General features: G+C 41.4%; 9 protein-coding genes. 6 read left to right on the top strand and 3 right to left on the bottom strand.

Annotated features, from left to right (window positions below):
- The 3 genes from F580_RS23815 to F580_RS0102480 form a co-directional block, all read right to left on the bottom strand.
- A partial coding sequence (locus F580_RS23815) for a CBM96 family carbohydrate-binding protein (RefSeq protein WP_040356673.1) occupies positions 1–4,719 on the bottom strand: 4,719 nt, incomplete at its 3' end.
- A gap of 601 nt (positions 4,720–5,320) precedes the next feature.
- A complete protein-coding gene (locus F580_RS0102485) occupies positions 5,321–6,958 on the bottom strand; it encodes a sulfatase family protein (protein WP_019026118.1) in 1,638 nt (545 codons plus the stop codon).
- Positions 6,951–8,120 carry a glycerophosphodiester phosphodiesterase family protein gene (locus F580_RS0102480; RefSeq protein ID WP_019026117.1) on the bottom strand — a complete coding sequence of 390 codons (1,170 nt, stop codon included), beginning with the start codon at positions 8,118–8,120 and terminating at the stop codon, positions 6,951–6,953. Before F580_RS0102480 ends, F580_RS0102485 begins: the two co-directional genes overlap by 8 nt.
- A 291-nt stretch (positions 8,121–8,411) precedes the next feature.
- Between F580_RS0102480 and F580_RS0102475 the strand changes: the two genes are divergently transcribed.
- From F580_RS0102475 to F580_RS0102450, 6 genes are read left to right on the top strand one after another with little or no spacing between them, the layout of a single operon-like run.
- Complete coding sequence (locus F580_RS0102475; protein WP_019026116.1) at positions 8,412–9,398, top strand: AAA family ATPase; 987 nt, start codon at positions 8,412–8,414, stop codon at positions 9,396–9,398.
- Between the two features lie 27 nt (positions 9,399–9,425).
- Positions 9,426–10,319, top strand: a complete 894-nt coding sequence (locus F580_RS0102470; protein WP_019026115.1) for a DUF58 domain-containing protein — start codon at positions 9,426–9,428, stop codon at positions 10,317–10,319.
- Complete coding sequence (locus tag F580_RS0102465; RefSeq protein WP_019026114.1) at positions 10,312–11,262, top strand: hypothetical protein; 951 nt, start codon at positions 10,312–10,314, stop codon at positions 11,260–11,262. The genes F580_RS0102470 and F580_RS0102465 overlap by 8 nt, the downstream gene beginning before the upstream one ends.
- Positions 11,255–12,298 (top strand): vWA domain-containing protein, encoded by a 1,044-nt coding sequence (locus F580_RS0102460; protein WP_019026113.1) that lies wholly within the window; start codon positions 11,255–11,257, stop codon positions 12,296–12,298. Before F580_RS0102465 ends, F580_RS0102460 begins: the two co-directional genes overlap by 8 nt.
- Entirely contained in the window at positions 12,295–14,202 is a 1,908-nt protein-coding gene (locus tag F580_RS0102455; RefSeq protein WP_019026112.1) for a VWA domain-containing protein, read from the top strand. The genes F580_RS0102460 and F580_RS0102455 overlap by 4 nt, the downstream gene beginning before the upstream one ends.
- 12 nt (positions 14,203–14,214) lie before the next feature.
- Complete coding sequence (locus F580_RS0102450; RefSeq protein ID WP_019026111.1) at positions 14,215–17,022, top strand: BatD family protein; 2,808 nt, start codon at positions 14,215–14,217, stop codon at positions 17,020–17,022.
- Positions 17,023–17,223 lie beyond the last annotated feature (201 nt).

The raw sequence follows: 17,223 nt of genomic DNA, 5'->3' as shown, positions 1-17,223 counted from the left end.
CTGTGGCTGCTGGTTTGACTGCTGCGGCTGCTGGTTTGACTGCTGAGGCTTAAGCTTTTTAATAAATGCCTTCAACAGAATACTCTCTTTATTAGTGATACTGCCTGAATTTCTAAGGTCGTTAACAATTTTAACAGCGGATGATGTAAAACCGCCATTATTACTTGTCTCGGATTGCGAAAGCGCTGTAGTGAATATTATGCTTAATGGCACGCCTACCGTATTAACGCTGTCAATCACGCCACTGTCTATACCATTGATAACAATATTACCTGACACCAGAGCCAAATGTTGATCAACGTCATCATTAACACCATCATTATCATCATCATTATCCGCGTTATCGCCTATCGAGTCAGCATCGAAATCTGACCACTCGGTTGCATCTAAAGGAAAGGCATCTGCAACATCAAGCACGTTGTCATTGTCATCATCACTATCCGCATTATTGCCAATACCATCAAAGTCGGTATCTAACCACTCACCGCTATTTAATGGAAACTGATCAATACCATCAATGGCACCATCATTATCCGTATCTGCTTCATTGGGTAATAAACCGCTATAATACTCATCGATATTGCTCAACAGATCGGCATCAAAATCGTCCTGACTATCATCAATCGCTGGATTGAGTGAATAAGCAACTTCCCAGTTATCTGCCATACCGTCATTATCGGCATCGCTTAATAGTCCAAGCACTAGGCTATAATCTGAAGATTCAACACCCTGAGCGTCCACTGATAAGACAGCATACTGGTAAACTTGCGCCAATAAAACACTGGTATCTATAAAGTTAGTCTGCGTCAATAGCTGCGAATTAAGCGGTATGGTAAAAGTAACATCCGTGGGGGAAATACGGTAAATGTTATAACCTACCACGCCCTGCTCATCAACTTCATCCCAACTAATACTGAGTGATTTAAAATTCTCTTCGACAACAACGTTTTGTGGTGCACTTGGGGTTGGATCGCTTTCCTCTGGCAAATAGACAATCACTAATTCAGGAGCAAATCCAGACTCAATTGAGTCAAAACCACGACTCCTGTTATTACCTACTCGCTTGATGGCGAAAGAAAGTTCACCTGAACTGGCTACCGCTGACGTCACATCGAAATCGGTCCATTGGTCCTTAGCGAGATTGCCGTCATCGAGCAATGTATCATCGATAACCGGTTGAGTATTCCAAGTAACCGTATCACTCTGCCAACTGTTGTCCTTTACGCCGTAGATTTGCACGCCTTCAACGTCATTACCTGTGCCATGAAGGCGTAGCGTTGCACTAACAATACTACCCGATAGCTCAACATTAAATTTAAGCAATCCAGTTTGCAGCGAATTTTTTCCTGAGACCCTAACAAACAACCTCTCGGCACTATCAAAGTTTGCATCAGCGTCAACTGAATCGATGTAGGTATCACCGCTGGTAATCAATGTGGTTTCTACTTCTAGCGAAATTTCGCCAGACGGATTTTCCGGGGTACTAATCGGATTGACAGGATTGCTACCTGCTAGGAATTCTTGCAGGTTGCTAAAGCCATCGCCATCGAGGTCGAGTGCGGCGTCGTTAGCGTTACTATCCAAACCATAAGTCGCTTCCCAGCTGTCGCTTAGGCCGTCACTATCACTGTCTAATACCGTACTTGTCGCAAATAATGAGTTACCCGATTCCTGGTTTCGAGCATCAACCGCACGTACCACATATTGGTATGATTGGCCGAACACAACAATGGTGTCTTCAAAGCTAGTCTGCGTCAACAATCCTGGGTGAATCGGGGAATCGAAGAAGTCTTCATCATGTTCACGTCGATAGACTTTGTAGCCAATGACATCAGACTCAGTGCTGGCATCCCAACTAACAGTGATCGAATTGAAGCCATCGGTGGCAGCAACATTAACAGGTGCAGCCGGCGCAAGATCGTCACTAGCATCACCATAAACAACAACTAGATGAGCAGCAAAACCGGATTCCATCGCGTCAAGGAATTTACTATTAGTATTAGGCAGACGATTAAGCGCAAGCGACACGGTACCATTGCGAACGCCTCTAGTTACATCGAATTCTCCCCAATCACTTTTAACATCACCGGTGGCAAGTAGTGCACCATCGATGATTGGACGATTATTCCAGGTGACCTCAGCGGGATCCCAACTGCTATCACTCATCGCGTATACCTGAACATCGAACACTTTGGTGCCAGAGCGATGCAAGCGTAAGGTCGCGCTGATTACGTCACCGTCAATAGCGACGTCAAACTTAAGATAAGCACGGCGCTCTTCACTGCCATCACTTGGTGTACGAAAGAAAAGCTTAGTATTACCTTCTGAGTTGTTATCTGGCCTATCAGAGCTAACATCAACATCTGCACTCACCACAAACGTTTGCTGCATTGTGATGCCTGCTTCCTTAGCAGTAAAAGACCATACATCACCAGTCACTACGCTTGCATCAGCAAGAACAGAGTCTACGCGCCAGTAATAAACTTGATTGCCGTTTAGTGCACCAGGGACAACAATATTATTAGTGCTAGCGACATTTCCGGCCAACAGGCTCAAGTTGTCCTTGGTACTACCTAGATAAACATTGTTGCTGACTGCGTTACGTGCAGCCAAAAAGATCAGATCCGTATCAGTCTTGGCTGTTAGCGTTTGATCCATAGGCACAGGGCTATTAGCTTTGTTTTTTGCACGATATCCAGGGATCCAGTAATTACTATCACCATACTCATAGGCACCAATATCAGGTGCATTGCCAATATAGTTGTCGTTAATACCAGGTATTACAATACCTGCATCAATGACATCACTGCCTTCTATGGGACGGAAGTCGAGATTATTCGCATCACGCATTTGCGCAGAGGCTATATCGCCATCAACGGCATGTAACAATCCGTTCCAGTTATAACCATTCTCGCCATTGAGCGCTTCAAACTTGTTAGGATCGCCCGAGATTCCATGGGCAATATTATTGAAGACTCTGGTATTGTTGTTGCGCTGCTCTCCATTACGTGAAACATTATCAACATTAATAAGTGAAGCACTGCCGTTCAAGGGCAATACACCACTCATATGGTAAACCTGATGATAATCACCCTTGATTTTAGCTAAACCTGGCACGTTAGCACCAGCTAAGTGATGATCTAGACCACCTTGTTGGGTTGCAATACCGCCGTCTTCACCATCCCAACGTACGCCGCCTTTAAAGGCATTGTGCACCCAGATATGGTGACGCACAGTGCTAACAGAGCCATTACCGCCACACTGAAAAGCCACACCATCTTGCTTAAAGTAACCCCAGTAAGAGGCACGAGACCAGTTAACATTAACGTACGAGCCCTTAAACATTAATTGGCCGCCATGGGTGTGAAAGGTGTTATAAGACTGCTCTGAATTACCCTTATTAGAGTTCATATCCAAAATTGGACCCGCCATGCCGACTAACCCCCAATGATGGAATAGGTTATTGGTCACGACATTATCGACTTTCTGTCGGCCTTCACTCAAATCAATGGTAGCATCACCATAGGCAAACTCATTATTGCTGATCAGCAAAGAGTCGCCCGTTATGATCGTCGCGCCGACATCACTACCGCCGGTATGCTGCATCTCGCCATCAACTGTTTTAGAAAATATCGTATGCTCGCGCAGCATGCGCTTATACCAAGACGGATAGAGAAATTTGTTGTCATTGATGGTGACATGATGGGAATCATTTTTGGTAATCGAAGTAATCGTAGTGCCAAAGAACTCCAGTCCTTCAATTGTCAAATAACTACTGCCACTAAAATCGATGGCATAAGATTGGGTTTTACCGCGGACATTTTTTCCGGTTGGGTTTTGACCATCTTCTGGCCACAACCATACTTCACCAGTATCGATGTCGTAGTACCATTCACCCGGCATATCCAGCGCATTCTTAGCTTCCACTAAGAAGTGACCCGAACCTTGATCTTTTGGGTTAATGACGCCGTCGTGAACAATTGAATTACTGCCCGGTGTATGGCTGGTAATAACGCGTGAGAACTGCGATTCAGAATGGTAATTAAGGATAACAGAGCCGCCAGAAAAACTGACTTGCGCATCATCACCTATTGATAAATCGTTAAACGCGGTATTATTTTTTACCGTACTGGTGTTTGATCCAGAATCGTAGTTCCAGCTGTTAGCCATATGACCCCATGTGCCAGCCTTATCAAACCAACTGCCATCAGCTGGAGTTATCTTATCAACTTTTAAATGAATAGGATCTGTAGGATGACCTACGGTAACATTAGGCCAACGCGCCACCACTTGCATGCGGTCGTCTACCCATAATTGCCAGATATCTTGATTAATGCTGGTTTTGTAACAGTTATCAGCACAGTTGGGGTGACCTTCACCTGACCCCATCAAGGTCCAACCATTACTGCCTAGATCGTTTAGGTGACTAGAGCCGTCCATGCGCACGGATTCACCATTCCAATTGGTAATTTTAATCGGGGCACTTTGTGTCCCCTGCAGATTAGTGGCATTCACTTCCTCGTGATAATTTCCGCCGCGCAGATAAATAGTATCCCCTGGCTGTACAACATCTACGGCTGCTTGAATATTCAAAAATGAGCTGCCACTCTCACCACTGGGTACCCCGCCAACAAAAAGGTTAGCCGCCTGCAGCGGTAACGCTATAACACCTGTGGCAATAATTACTGCCAAATTAGCCTTTAAAAAATTTTTATTCATATTCGTATCCTATTGTTATTATTTTGATACTTATACCAATTCCAATAAGTTTCTTCCCACTCAGCGAGAGTTAAAAGGCTTAGAGGCAAGGCATTGATTGTAGATAATGGTTATTCCCTTATTAAAATCAATAACGCAGCATGTAAGCCTTTTAAACTCGCCCTTCGGGAGCTTTCCAGCGATTCGATAACCGCACAGAATTTCTTTCATATAGAGTGACTATATGCAAAAAAATTCTATTTGTTCTCAAAACGCTGGCAAGATCTGAGTGGGAACTAACTTAATGGACTTGGTATTAATATTCGCCCTGCAAGCAGCCAAGCGTGCACTGACTTTACATGAGCAATTTTCCCTAGAATAAATCTCCATACTTCATTGATCGACACCTGTACTGTTTTATATTTATAATACACAGATTGTGTACAACAATAATACGATAAAGCTTTCTGTGCAAACCTTTATCGTGTTTTTTATTTATAAAACCCCACCACTCAAGTGTAAATATTGAACATGACACAGCATAAAAAGGGCAAAAAAAAGGGCAAGCCTTATGGCTTGCCCCTAGGGTTTATCGTACTGCAACTGAATAGCAGTTGTATTACTACAGCGTGATATATTTGGTAAGATATTTCTGCCATTTGTCGTGTAACTTGGCATCAATCTCGTCGTTGGCGGCAGGTCCCGCACCAGCACTGCGACCACTGTTAATTTGATTTTCCAGCAACTTGACCAGATTATTAACAACCTCTGGGTTCTGCTGGTGAACACTGATGCGCTCAGTAGGGTCGTTTTCCATATTAAACAATTGAATATTACCGGCATTCTTAACCGGGTTATTACTATCTTTAGGGTTTAAACGGCGTGTACCGCCAGCCTTATGTAATATCAATTTCCATTTACCCTGCGCGATAGCGTAGTAGCCGGAATCCGAGTGATAAACAACCCCACGTTTACTATCATCGAATTTATGACCCTGTAATATGGGTAAAAAGCTAATACTGTCTTCACCGGCATTATCGGCAAGTTTGACGCCATTAATATCAGCGACCGTTGCCATCAGATCCACCAATGAACCATGATAATCTGTATTAGTGCCCGCTTTAACAGTACCAGGCCAGCGTACAATAAATGGCACCCGATGACCGCCTTCATATAACGAGCCTTTAAGGCCACGATATTCCATACTAGAAAAATGCCCTTGCGCTTGCATCTTATCGAGCTTAGCCGCAGGCGAAGTACCATTGTCAGAGGTAAAAATAACCATGGTATTATCGGCAATGCCCATCTTATCAAGAGCATTTAGCAAACGACCAATTTCGTAATCCATCTCCATGGTGAAATCACCATGATCTGATAAAGCACTTTTGCCAATAAAATCTTCACTGGGAACAATAGGTGAATGAGGCGAGTTGAGTGGAATATAAACAAAGAAAGGTTGTTTGCTAGCCGATTTTTGCTGTTGCTCTATCCAGCTAATCGCTTTATTAATAAAAGTAGATTGCACTTGGTCTTGCTGAAAGCCTTTAGCCATCCAACCAGTTTTAGCGCCTTTTAGGCCTGCAGCCTTAACCGCTTTTTTATCTTTGAGGTAAACCAATTCCCCTTGGACTTTATCATTCTCAATGTAGGCGTGTGGTGACATATTCAGTGAAGCTGAAATGCCAAAGTAGTAATCAAAGCCAATGGCATTAGGACCATTGGTTAATGGCTTGCTGAGATCAGCATTTTGACCAAAGCCACGATGAATTTTTTTACCATCGGTACTGCTCATATCCATACCTAAGTGCCACTTGCCAGTCATGGCCGTTGCATAGCCTTGTTTTTTTAGCAGTGAAGGCACGGTCTCACGTTCAGGGTCAATAAGATGGCGACTATAACCGCCATAGACGCCATTTTTCAGACTGCTTCGCCAAGCATAACGCCCGGTCATAACACCATAACGGGTCGGTGTACAAACACTAGAATTTGAATGAACATTACTAAACGTCATACCTTCTTTGGCTAAGCGTTCTAGGTTAGGTGTCGGTATTTTACCGGATGAATTATAAACAGTGGTATCACCCTGGCCCATATCATCAGCTAAGATATAAATAATATTAGGTTGTGCACTCGCGTTTACATTTGTCGCTATAGCCGTTATAGCAAGCGTGCTTGATAATAGTAATGATTTCATTAACGGCGCTGAGATCCAACGCTGCTTAACGAGTGTTTTCTTTTGCGTAATATTTATATTAATCATGGTATTTCATCGTTCTCAAATAAGTCAATAATGCTCGTGGCTCATCGGTCTGTATCACTGAATTGCCCATTTTGATCAACTCGCCCCATACTGCATCTGGTTTTTTCAAGGCGCGTTTATCGGTAAAGTTAGCCGAATGGGATACTTTCAGAGTATTGACCCACAGCCGATATTTAGAGGTTATAGCTTTAAATACTTCTGGCTGTATCTGGGGCTGAGTGATTGTACTGAACTTAATTTCAGCCATAACACTCCCTTCAATACCGGCGTACCAGTCGTCTGAATTATGTCTCTTGATATCTGATATGAGAGGTTGTTTTGGCAAAGCTGTCATAGTTGGTGGCATAGTTGGAGCCATAGTATCTTGCTCAGCATATTGGGCTTTCTTTTTAGCTTTTTTACGCTTTTTCGTCTTATCGCTAAAATTAAACTTGGGCATATAAATGCCCTGAAAATCTCCAAGTTTATTTAAGGTGACCATAGCTTTTGAATACCCCTTTTTGCCCTTTAAGATTACCTGCCGCTCAGTACCAGTTTCACGCACAACTGCAAGTACCTCAGCGAAATAGGGTTCAGCCTTATCAAGATCAATCAGCACCTTATCTTTAATCTGCGCCAAAGCATCACGTAGATGAGGGATCACTTCATTACTTAGGCTACCATCGGTATTTTTTAAGCGCAGTGATTGTAATTCTGCCCACGTTTTATCAGCCACCTTGCCCTTACCGTTTGTAGTGCGATTGAGTGATCTATCATGCATCAGCACAAACTCGCCATCTTTAGTGCGCCGGATGTCCACTTCGATAATATCGACGCCAATATCAATAGCGTGCTCAATAGACAACAACGAATTCTCCGGAGCTTGCTTCCAAGCGGCGCGATGAGCGACTACCAAAACCTGTGGGCTGTTCGCGTTCATCAATTGAGTACGAATAACTTCGGCAGAGGTTTGAAACGCGCTAACTGGGGTAATTATAAGTACAGAAAATAAAAGAGCCATTACCGGCTGAACACTATTTAGCTTAATTATTCGCTGTTGACCTAAGCCTCGTTTTATCAACTGTGCCATTATTAATATGATATTTAGCCGTATTGCTATAGCCTGAGATAACATACTGACAAAGATGACAGTGATAAAAAGTACTTTATTAATAGAATTCAATTATTACTCCTTACTTTGAAAGATAGTGGCTTTTAATGTGTTTCTTATTAAAAAGACAGTAACAAGTATAAAAAAAAAGATCAATTGCCACAAATAGCCTTTAAACCATAGTTAACACTCAAGCTATTGAATTAATTATAAATAAAAAATAATTCTCTGGTTAACCATGCTGGTATACGCAATTATTTTACATAACTTTACATCTGACAAACTGTATTAAATTAAATATTTTCGATAATATATGGTGGTTGTTATAATTAAAAACCATAAAAAATAATACGAGTGTAGATTATGAATACTGTGAACCATTCTCAAATTGATTTAATGGCAAGCATTGACAAATTACGCCAAGAAGTTGCCAAAGTTATTGTCGGCCAAGAAACCTTAGTTGAAAGATTGATCATTGCACTCATGTGTCAAAGCCACGTTTTAATTGAAGGTATACCCGGACTAGCGAAAACATTAACGGTAAATACCATGGCTCAAGCACTTGACTTAAATTTTAGTCGAGTGCAATTTACCCCCGATTTATTACCCGGTGATTTAACCGGTACACAAATATATAACCCGGCAACAGGGCAATTTGATACCCAAAAAGGCCCTATTTTTGCCAACATTATTTTAGCCGATGAAATTAATCGTTCACCGGCAAAAGTTCAATCGGCATTACTTGAAGCCATGCAAGAAAAACAAGTAACTTTAGGTAAAAATATACATGCTTTACCTCAGCCATTTTTAGTACTGGCAACACAAAATCCGATAGAACAAGAAGGTACCTACCCATTACCTGAAGCACAAGTTGATCGTTTTATGTTTAAGCTAAAAGTGACCTATCCTAGCTTTGATGATGAGTTAGAAATATTACGCCGAATGTCGATGCCTAGCCAAGATAAGCCGACTATTAACGCCGTCATTACTGCTGAGGAATTAAACTTACTTAGCGAGAAAATGGCTGCCGTTTATCTCGATGCAAGCCTAGAGAAATATATTCTTCATTTGGTCACGGCAACACGCCAACCTGAGCTATATGATTTACCGCTTAGCGATATGATTCGTTTTGGCGCTTCACCGCGGGCAACCATTAATTTGGCAATGGCTGCTCGCGCTATTGCTGTCTTACAAGGCCGTGATCATGTGCAGCCTGATGACATTCGATCTTTAGCGCCCGATATATTACGTCATCGAATTGCCTTGAGTTATAAAGCTGAAGCACAAAATATTAGCTCAGATCAGTTGATTGAACAAATACTTGCCCAAGTAGCCATACCCCATGAATAACAAGTTAGCGTTAGCGCAGGTGAATAAATGTTAGCGCATTTTGAACAGCGCTTACAGCAACTACAACTGTATTGTCGCCATAAAAGTAATCACCTTTTATCTGGCCATTACCATAGTGCTTTTAAAGGCCATGGCATGGAGTTTGATGAAGTACGCCCTTACGTTTTAGGGGATGATGTCAGAACTATTGACTGGAATGTTACTGCACGAACAGGTGAAGTACATATAAAACGTTTCCATGAAGAACGCGAGCTTAATCTTATTTTTGTCGTCGACCACTCACCTTCTTTTATTTGGTCGAGTGATAAAATTAACCGCTGCTACACTGCAACTCAATTTTGTGGCTTGCTTGGCTCGGCGGCATTAGCAAACAATGACCGTATTGGTTTATTGCAATTTAGCGACCAAGTTAATGAATACTTGCGACCAGCACGGGGTAAAAGCCAATTAATACGCTGTTTAAGTAAACTATTATTGCCCGTACGTCAGGTAGAACATACCAGTGTGAATCAAGTAGTAAAGCATTTAGGCGAGTTAAGTATTAAACGCTCGATTATCGTTTTGATATCTGATTTTCTTACGGATGAAAATTACCAAGAAAACTTGGCTATTTTAGCGAGAAAACACCAAGTATTGGCCATCGCCTTAGATGATGCCAAAGAAATATCTTTACCCTCCCGTGGCCTATTTCAACTTACCGATAGCGAAAATAAACAGCAAACAAGCATCGATTTTAGCAACCCTGCGACCCGCAATCAGTTTGCCAAACAAATGCAACAACGGATAAAACAGCGTAGCCTACAATTTTCACACAGCGGCGTTGACTTATTAAGGCATACCTTGGGTGATGATCCAATTGAAACCCTAATGGGCTTTTTCCAAACACATCGTCAACGGGTCGAAGGAGAAACGGGTGGTTAAGATGTTATATCGGCGTTTGATTTTTTTATGGCTATCATTGCTGGTCACTAGCGGCTTAGGGCCGTTAGTTTTTGCTGCCACCAGTATTAATACCGCGACTCAACACCAAGAGCTAGTATCCACTGCTCACGCCAATGCCACGGTGAAGTTAACAGCAAAGCATTTAACACCCGGCCAACAGCTGAGTCTCGTCATCGAAATAAGCTACCTTGATGGCGTAGAAATATTTTTTGAGCCCCAACAATTTGACTGGCAACCCTTTACCTTAATAAATCACCGAAAAAAATCGCCTCAATGGCAGGGCAGTGACAGTAAAAATGATAGTGAAAGTAATCAATGGCACATAACTTATATTATCGATGTGATTGTGCCCTTAGCAGGCGAATATCAATTAGCTGAAATGACCCTGCATAGTTATTTACAACAGCAACATCAAAGCCTAGTCATACAAATACCGAAAATTTTAGTTACTTCAAGTTTTTCTTCTGCAGCGCTTGCGGCCAAGTTGCAACCTATTGAAAAAATACCCCTGCTGGACAATGAAGAGCACAGCAGTCATAGCCTTATAATGATGATGTTGGCACTAAGCTTAGGGTTTTTAGTGTTAATGCTAGCTTTTCGAAATCAGCGAATTAAAGCTAAACAGCATGACTTATTTGAACAAAACTTGTCTGCACAAAGCTATCCCTTGCCAGCTGAGCTTATCGTTAAAGCCAATGTCAACGCTGACTGTGATTGGCCTGCCCTACGCCAATGCATGTTACAACAGCTAGGCTTTGATCCCCTTGAACAACAAATTGACCAGCAAAATATTGAGCTAAGTAAGCGTTATATTTCAGCTCGATTTAGCACGAATAACAAAGCAATTTTTATTGAACTGTGTCAACAATGCAACCTTTGCCAACAAATTGTTCTTGCTAAGAAAGAGCACCACAATGCCTAACTTTGAATATCCCGCATTACTGTGGTTATTACTACTTTTACCAATATTCTGGCTAATATCTCGGTCAAACTCTGCGCTGAGTCAACATCAATATTCTGATATTTCATTATTAATTAATTTACCAAAAAGTTATCGTCAGAAGTTTTCCAAGCTTGTTGCCAGCCTATATTTATTAGCTTTGGCCGCCATCATAATAGCTTGTGCTCAACCATTTAAAAATACACAGCATTACTCTGAACAAACACAAGGTATCGCCATTGCCATTGTTATTGATGTTTCATCTTCAATGAACTTTGCTATGAAGAGCAAGGGTCAACAAAAGCCGAGGATGGTGGTTGCTAAAAAAGCGCTGCAAGACTTTGTACTGGGCAATGGCAACAAGTTATCTGGTCGGCGCAATGATTTGATCTCGGTAATTACTTTTGCTCGTTACCCTGACACCTTAGTACCTTTAACTAGCTCTCATAGCGCTTTAGTGGATATGACTAATGAAATTACCACCTCATCTCGTCCAAATGAAGACGGTACCGCTTTTGGCGATGCAACGGCCCTAGCTGCTGCACAACTACACCATTATGAAAACTCATTAGGGTTAGAAGATGACAGTATTAAGAGTAAAGTTATTATTTTATTAACCGATGGTGAAAATAATAGCGGTACCTACCAGCCCTTAATGGCTGCGGCTATGGCAAAAAAATGGGGTGTGAAAATATATACCATCAGTATTGCTGATAACGAAAGCAGCTTATTCACTGACAGCAAAGGCACAACATTAGCATTAAGTGAATCCATGCAGTCAACCGACTGGACTTTGCAAGCAATGGCTGAAAGTACCGGCGGTATCTTCCAAAAAGCAAATGACTCAGAATCGCTACAAAGCGTATATCAAGCGATTAATACCTTAGAAACATCAAGTCTACAACGCGTTCTTTTTCAAGACCACAACCCCCTTTTTCACTTGCCAGTAATATTCGCTTTGCTGTGTTTTTTTATGGCTAATGTACTTAATGCGACTTGGTTAAGGAAACAAACATGAACGATTTCACTTTCCTTGCCGCCAGTTGGTTGTGGTTACTATTTCTGCTGCCTTTATGGTTAATCATCAACCTATATCATCAAAAACAAAGTGCGCTCGACTTAGCTGACTTTAGAAAAATCCCCCTAAAAAAACAGAAAAGTCCCCTGCATCAAACATTGATGTTAGTAACACTCGCTGCGTTAATATTAGCGCTAGCACGACCAGGCTGGGATCCACAGCTAGGAGGAGGTGAAACCCAAGGCAGAGATATGGTATTTTTGCTTGATGTCTCACGCTCAATGTTAGTCAATGATGCTCGACCTAATCGACTCGAGGTAGCCCGCCAAGCCATACGCGATACCATAAATAAAAGTACCCATGATCGCTTCGGTTTAGTGGTATTTTCCGGTTCTACCTCGATAAAATCCCCCTTAACCAATGACAAAACATTTTTTAATTTTCTACTTGAACAAGTCAATACAGGTTCAGTCGCTCAAGGGGGGACTCGTATTGAAGATGCGCTTTTTAAAGTGCTCGATAAAATGACTGAAAAAAATCAGCAATATGCCATGGACATTATCTTGATCAGTGACGGAGAAGATCTTGGTAGCCAACCTGAACGCGCGTTAACTAAGCTTAATGAATTAGGTGCACGGCTAATTGTCATTGGCCTAGGTGACAGTGAATTTGGTGGTCGCATCCCCGCTCGTGATGGCATTGGCTGGCAATTATACCAAGGCAGCGAAATATGGAGCACCATGCAAACAGCAAAGTTACGTACCTTAGCAAAAGGTGCCGAGCAAGGTATGTTTATCCCCGTTGGCACCGCAACATTTGATTTAGCCAAAATAATCGACAAATTAAGGCTAGTTTGGCCAAGAAAACAACAAGAAAATGGTCATGTAGTAAACTATCATCAAGGTTTCCCCTATTGCTTATTCATTGCTTTACTTGCCCAAATAATCTGTTGGTTTCGTGGTCGACATGCTTGGTTAGCTGGCTTAATACTCTTCTCATTTAATAGCCAAGCTTTTGAACCTGATTCTGCATTTTCGTCTGTCAGCACAACTCCGAGTACTAAAAGTGTCGTCACTGACAGCATTGACAAAATAGTGGCGAATACTGGTGGCAATACCGAGGTACTTGTCCCTAGCGTGAAGCTGATAAATACCTCAGCTAGACATTTAGCGCAACTCACAACTCACAACCAATTTTTATTAGCGCAATCACTTGTCCAAGACAATGTTGAGCAAGCGGTCGAAGTATATCGTTACATTGCCAATAGTACCCGCCAATCCAAGATAGCAATAAAAGCCAATTATAATTTAGCAACCAGCTTGATTTTGTACGGTGAGGCGCTCAGCCAACAATTAGCTTCGTTGAACGAATCAATGGATGAGTTAGCGCAGGACCTAAGTGTTGCCGTGCCACTGCCTGCGAACAATGCTATTGACCAATCATTGGATTTTTTTGAAGACGATGAATTGATAGATCCTGAAAACTATTACCGCCAAGCAAGTGACATATTGCGCACTTTGTTATTGCATGCCCCTAACCATCAAGCCAGTCAAAAAAATTTAGAATGGTTAATGTTAAGAGCTGACAAACAAAAAAAATCAGTTCAGCAACATCCTGATCGGCAAAAATCCGCTGAAGAACAAAAAAATCAGCACGATAAAAAGTCACTTCAAGAAGAACAATCTGAACAAGATGAAGAAAAAGAAACAGAGCAAACGGACAATGAATCACAGCAGTCTACACAATCACAACAAAACGAAAACAGCACGCTTGAGCTCGGTGTTATCCAATTGCCGCCACCGCGTGCTAGTGCCGAAGAAATACTGCAACAAGCAAAGACTCGAAATTTAACCGAGCGAGCTCCAAAAAGTAAAAAACAAACCGCTGTCGAACGCGACTGGTAAAGGCCAAAAATCATGAAACTTATCTCATACTTATCGGGTAAAAACTTATCTCTAATGCTTAAAACATTTGTTAAAACACTGTCGATAGCTTTACTATTTTCATTAACCAAGGCCCTGGCTTACTCACAAGTTGTAGACCTGACAAACTTACCAACTAATACCACTGGCAAATGGCAAGTTTATCTGCAAGCGCCAAAGCAAGAATTATGGCAAGGGCAAGCCAGTCATTGGTTTATCATTTCTTTAAACTCACCAAGCGGTACCGCCAGGGTTAATTTACCCAAAAGCGAAAATTTCACCTTGTTAGCCAATAAGGCTGTCGCTATTAATAGTAAAGGGAAAATTGGTTGGGCTTACCCTATTCAAATAACTCCGAAAAATTCAGGCTCATTAACAATACCCGCAGTTTCCTTAAGTTACCCAACAAAGACATTAGCAACAACTCGACAACAAGTAGTAGTTAATGCGCCGCAAGTAAGCGATAGAATGCAATTAGATCTCAGCGTTAGCCAGGACGAGATTTATATTGGCCAAAGTATTCGATTGACTACCAGTTGGACTTTTGATTTTCCGGTTAATGCACTCAAAGAGGTAAGTTTACATCTACCCAGTTTGCTAAATGAAAATTTTACTGTCGCTACCCCCTGGGATAAGGCCGATAAAAACAAGCAACAAAGTATTGGCTTACCGGTAAATGGTCAAAGACAAATTGCTCATTGGCAAAACTTACCTAACAATCAAGTACGTATTTGGTTTGAAACCGTGCTAAAAGCCACTACTGTTGGCCAACATCGTATCGCGCCGGCAACGTTAATAGCCGTGGTGGTAAATAAAAATGAGCAGCCAAGTAAGAAGAAATTTCGGGGCAGCCAATACCTTGCCTTTTATAATAATCAATTTTTTAATGGGGCAAATGATCAAGAGCTATCTCATCGTGTTTTATCACAAAGTAATGCCATTGAACTGAATGTTAAAGCACTACCCAATAATGCACCGAGCAACTTTTCAGGCATCATAGGTCGTCCTATTATCGAAGTCAGTGCACAACCGACAAAAGTTAAACAAGGCCAAGCTATTCAGTATTCATTAACCGTTATACATGGTGATATTGAAACAATAACATTGCCTGAATTAGCAAAAAATCCGAGTTTCACTCATTCATTTAATGTGCCCTTAGCGGCAAGTAAGGTAAATACTGATTCAGGCAGTAAAATAATTAAGCAGAGTCTATTTCCTCGTCGAGCTGATATCGAAGCAATACCGGCATTCACCATTAATTATTTTGAACCACAAAGCGGACTATTCCGAGATTTAACCATAGACAGCCTACCTATCCTGGTTGAAGAAAATGATAATTTTAATTTTTCTGATATTGAGGGTAACAATAACATTAAGCTAAAAAATTCGATAAAGCCTGATGCTGATGGCGTTTGGGCATTACGTTGGCAAAAACATAACACCGGTATTAAAACCAACACAGCGATAAGTACATTTTTCAGTCAAACAGGGGTGTTATTGCTTTTATTACTGTTGCCGCCGGTAATACTTGCTTTGTTTTTAATTAAACCTATGCAGCAAAGACTTTATCTGCAGCGAATTAAACAGCCGGTAACACAGTTAAAAATGGCATTAAAACAAGGTAAAGATCCCCTGCTTCATCTCAGTAAGTATTGCTATCTTCGCTTTGGATTAATCCCTTCAAAATTTAATGCCCGCAAGCTGAAATTAAGTTTATCTGATTATCTGAAAAGCATTGCGGAAAACAAGATGGTAAATAGTGCAACAAAGAACGCGCTAAACAATCAAATAACCGCCGATTTATCACTGTGGCTTGAACAATATCAAACACGTTACGCACCACAAGAAAGCAGCATTTATGCTAATGAAGTAAAACAGCTGTTGAATCTTATCGATAAATTAGAACAATGCTTACCACGGTATAACGTTAATAGTGACAGTAAAACAAAATCAACCAAGCCATCAAAAATGTTAAACAGCTTTGCTAGCATTGGCTATATGGTACTGCTCGGATTTGCTACGCATTCAGAACAGTTATATGCAAAGGGTATTGGCCCGAATGAGCTGCATACAAAAGTCACCATAGAAAACTTGCACCATGCTCATCAACAAGCATTACAACTCAGTATTGATTCACCGCATAAAGGCAATCTTGCTCATGGAAAGATTGCCGAGCAGTTGGCAAGTTTTGTCGATGACCCTAGCTTAAATCAAGCAAGTTTGTTTTATGATATTGGTACCAGTTGGTTTCAAGCCGGTCGATATGGTCAAAGTATACTGTGGTTACGTCGCGCCCAAAATCTCACACCCGATGATGATATTATCCTGCATAATTTAGCCCAAGCGCGAATTAAACGGCTTGACCAATTACCCGATAATTTTGCGCCACCATGGCTAAGTCAGATGTATAGCGTAATAAGTTCACCCGTTTGGTTAACCATTTCTTGGTTAGGCTATTGTCTCTTTTGGTTAATCATTTGGCGCCGTTTAAGCCATAAAGATCTTAGCCACTCAAATAATAAAAATACAAAGCTGTGGTTTATTCTAATATTTATCTGTTTTGCCAGCGTCACACAAATCGCCAGATTTAATAATAAACCCAGACAAAGTGAAGCGGTAGTAACAAGCCAAGAAGTGGTCAGTAGAAAAGGGCCTGGCTTGATATTTTCGCCAGCCTTTACCGCGCCATTACATGCAGGTGCTGAACTGGTCATATTGAAAACCGATGGTCAATGGAGTGAGGTTAAGTTAACCAATGGCGAGATATGTTGGTTGCCAAGTAGGGTGATTACTGTAATTTAAGTGACAATGTTTTTAGCCCTTAAAATACAGATATTATGACATTCCGAGAAGTGCTAGTAGATGAGTTATGACACACAGTTAGGGCGCGTAACTGTAAAGAAATGTAATAAATATTTGCCTTTACACCTCTTATGTATATTATAGGCAAAACACACTTAAGGCTTAGTCGGTATTTTACCATGCTCTATACCCATTAAGTTA

The organism is Colwellia piezophila ATCC BAA-637 (assembly GCF_000378625.1).
GTDB lineage: Bacteria > Pseudomonadota > Gammaproteobacteria > Enterobacterales > Alteromonadaceae > Colwellia > Colwellia piezophila.
This window is presented reverse-complemented; position numbering and strand designations above follow the sequence as displayed.

Excerpts from the sequence above, each read along its gene's own strand:
- F580_RS0102485 (WP_019026118.1), bottom strand. The coding sequence starts at position 6,958 with ATGATTAATATAAATATTACGCAAAAGAAAACACTCGTTAAGCAGCGT.
- F580_RS0102475 (WP_019026116.1), top strand. The coding sequence starts at position 8,412 with ATGAATACTGTGAACCATTCTCAAATTGATTTAATGGCAAGCATTGAC.
- F580_RS0102470 (WP_019026115.1), top strand. The coding sequence starts at position 9,426 with ATGTTAGCGCATTTTGAACAGCGCTTACAGCAACTACAACTGTATTGT.
- F580_RS0102460 (WP_019026113.1), top strand. The coding sequence starts at position 11,255 with ATGCCTAACTTTGAATATCCCGCATTACTGTGGTTATTACTACTTTTA.
- F580_RS0102455 (WP_019026112.1), top strand. The coding sequence starts at position 12,295 with ATGAACGATTTCACTTTCCTTGCCGCCAGTTGGTTGTGGTTACTATTT.
- F580_RS0102450 (WP_019026111.1), top strand. The coding sequence starts at position 14,215 with ATGAAACTTATCTCATACTTATCGGGTAAAAACTTATCTCTAATGCTT.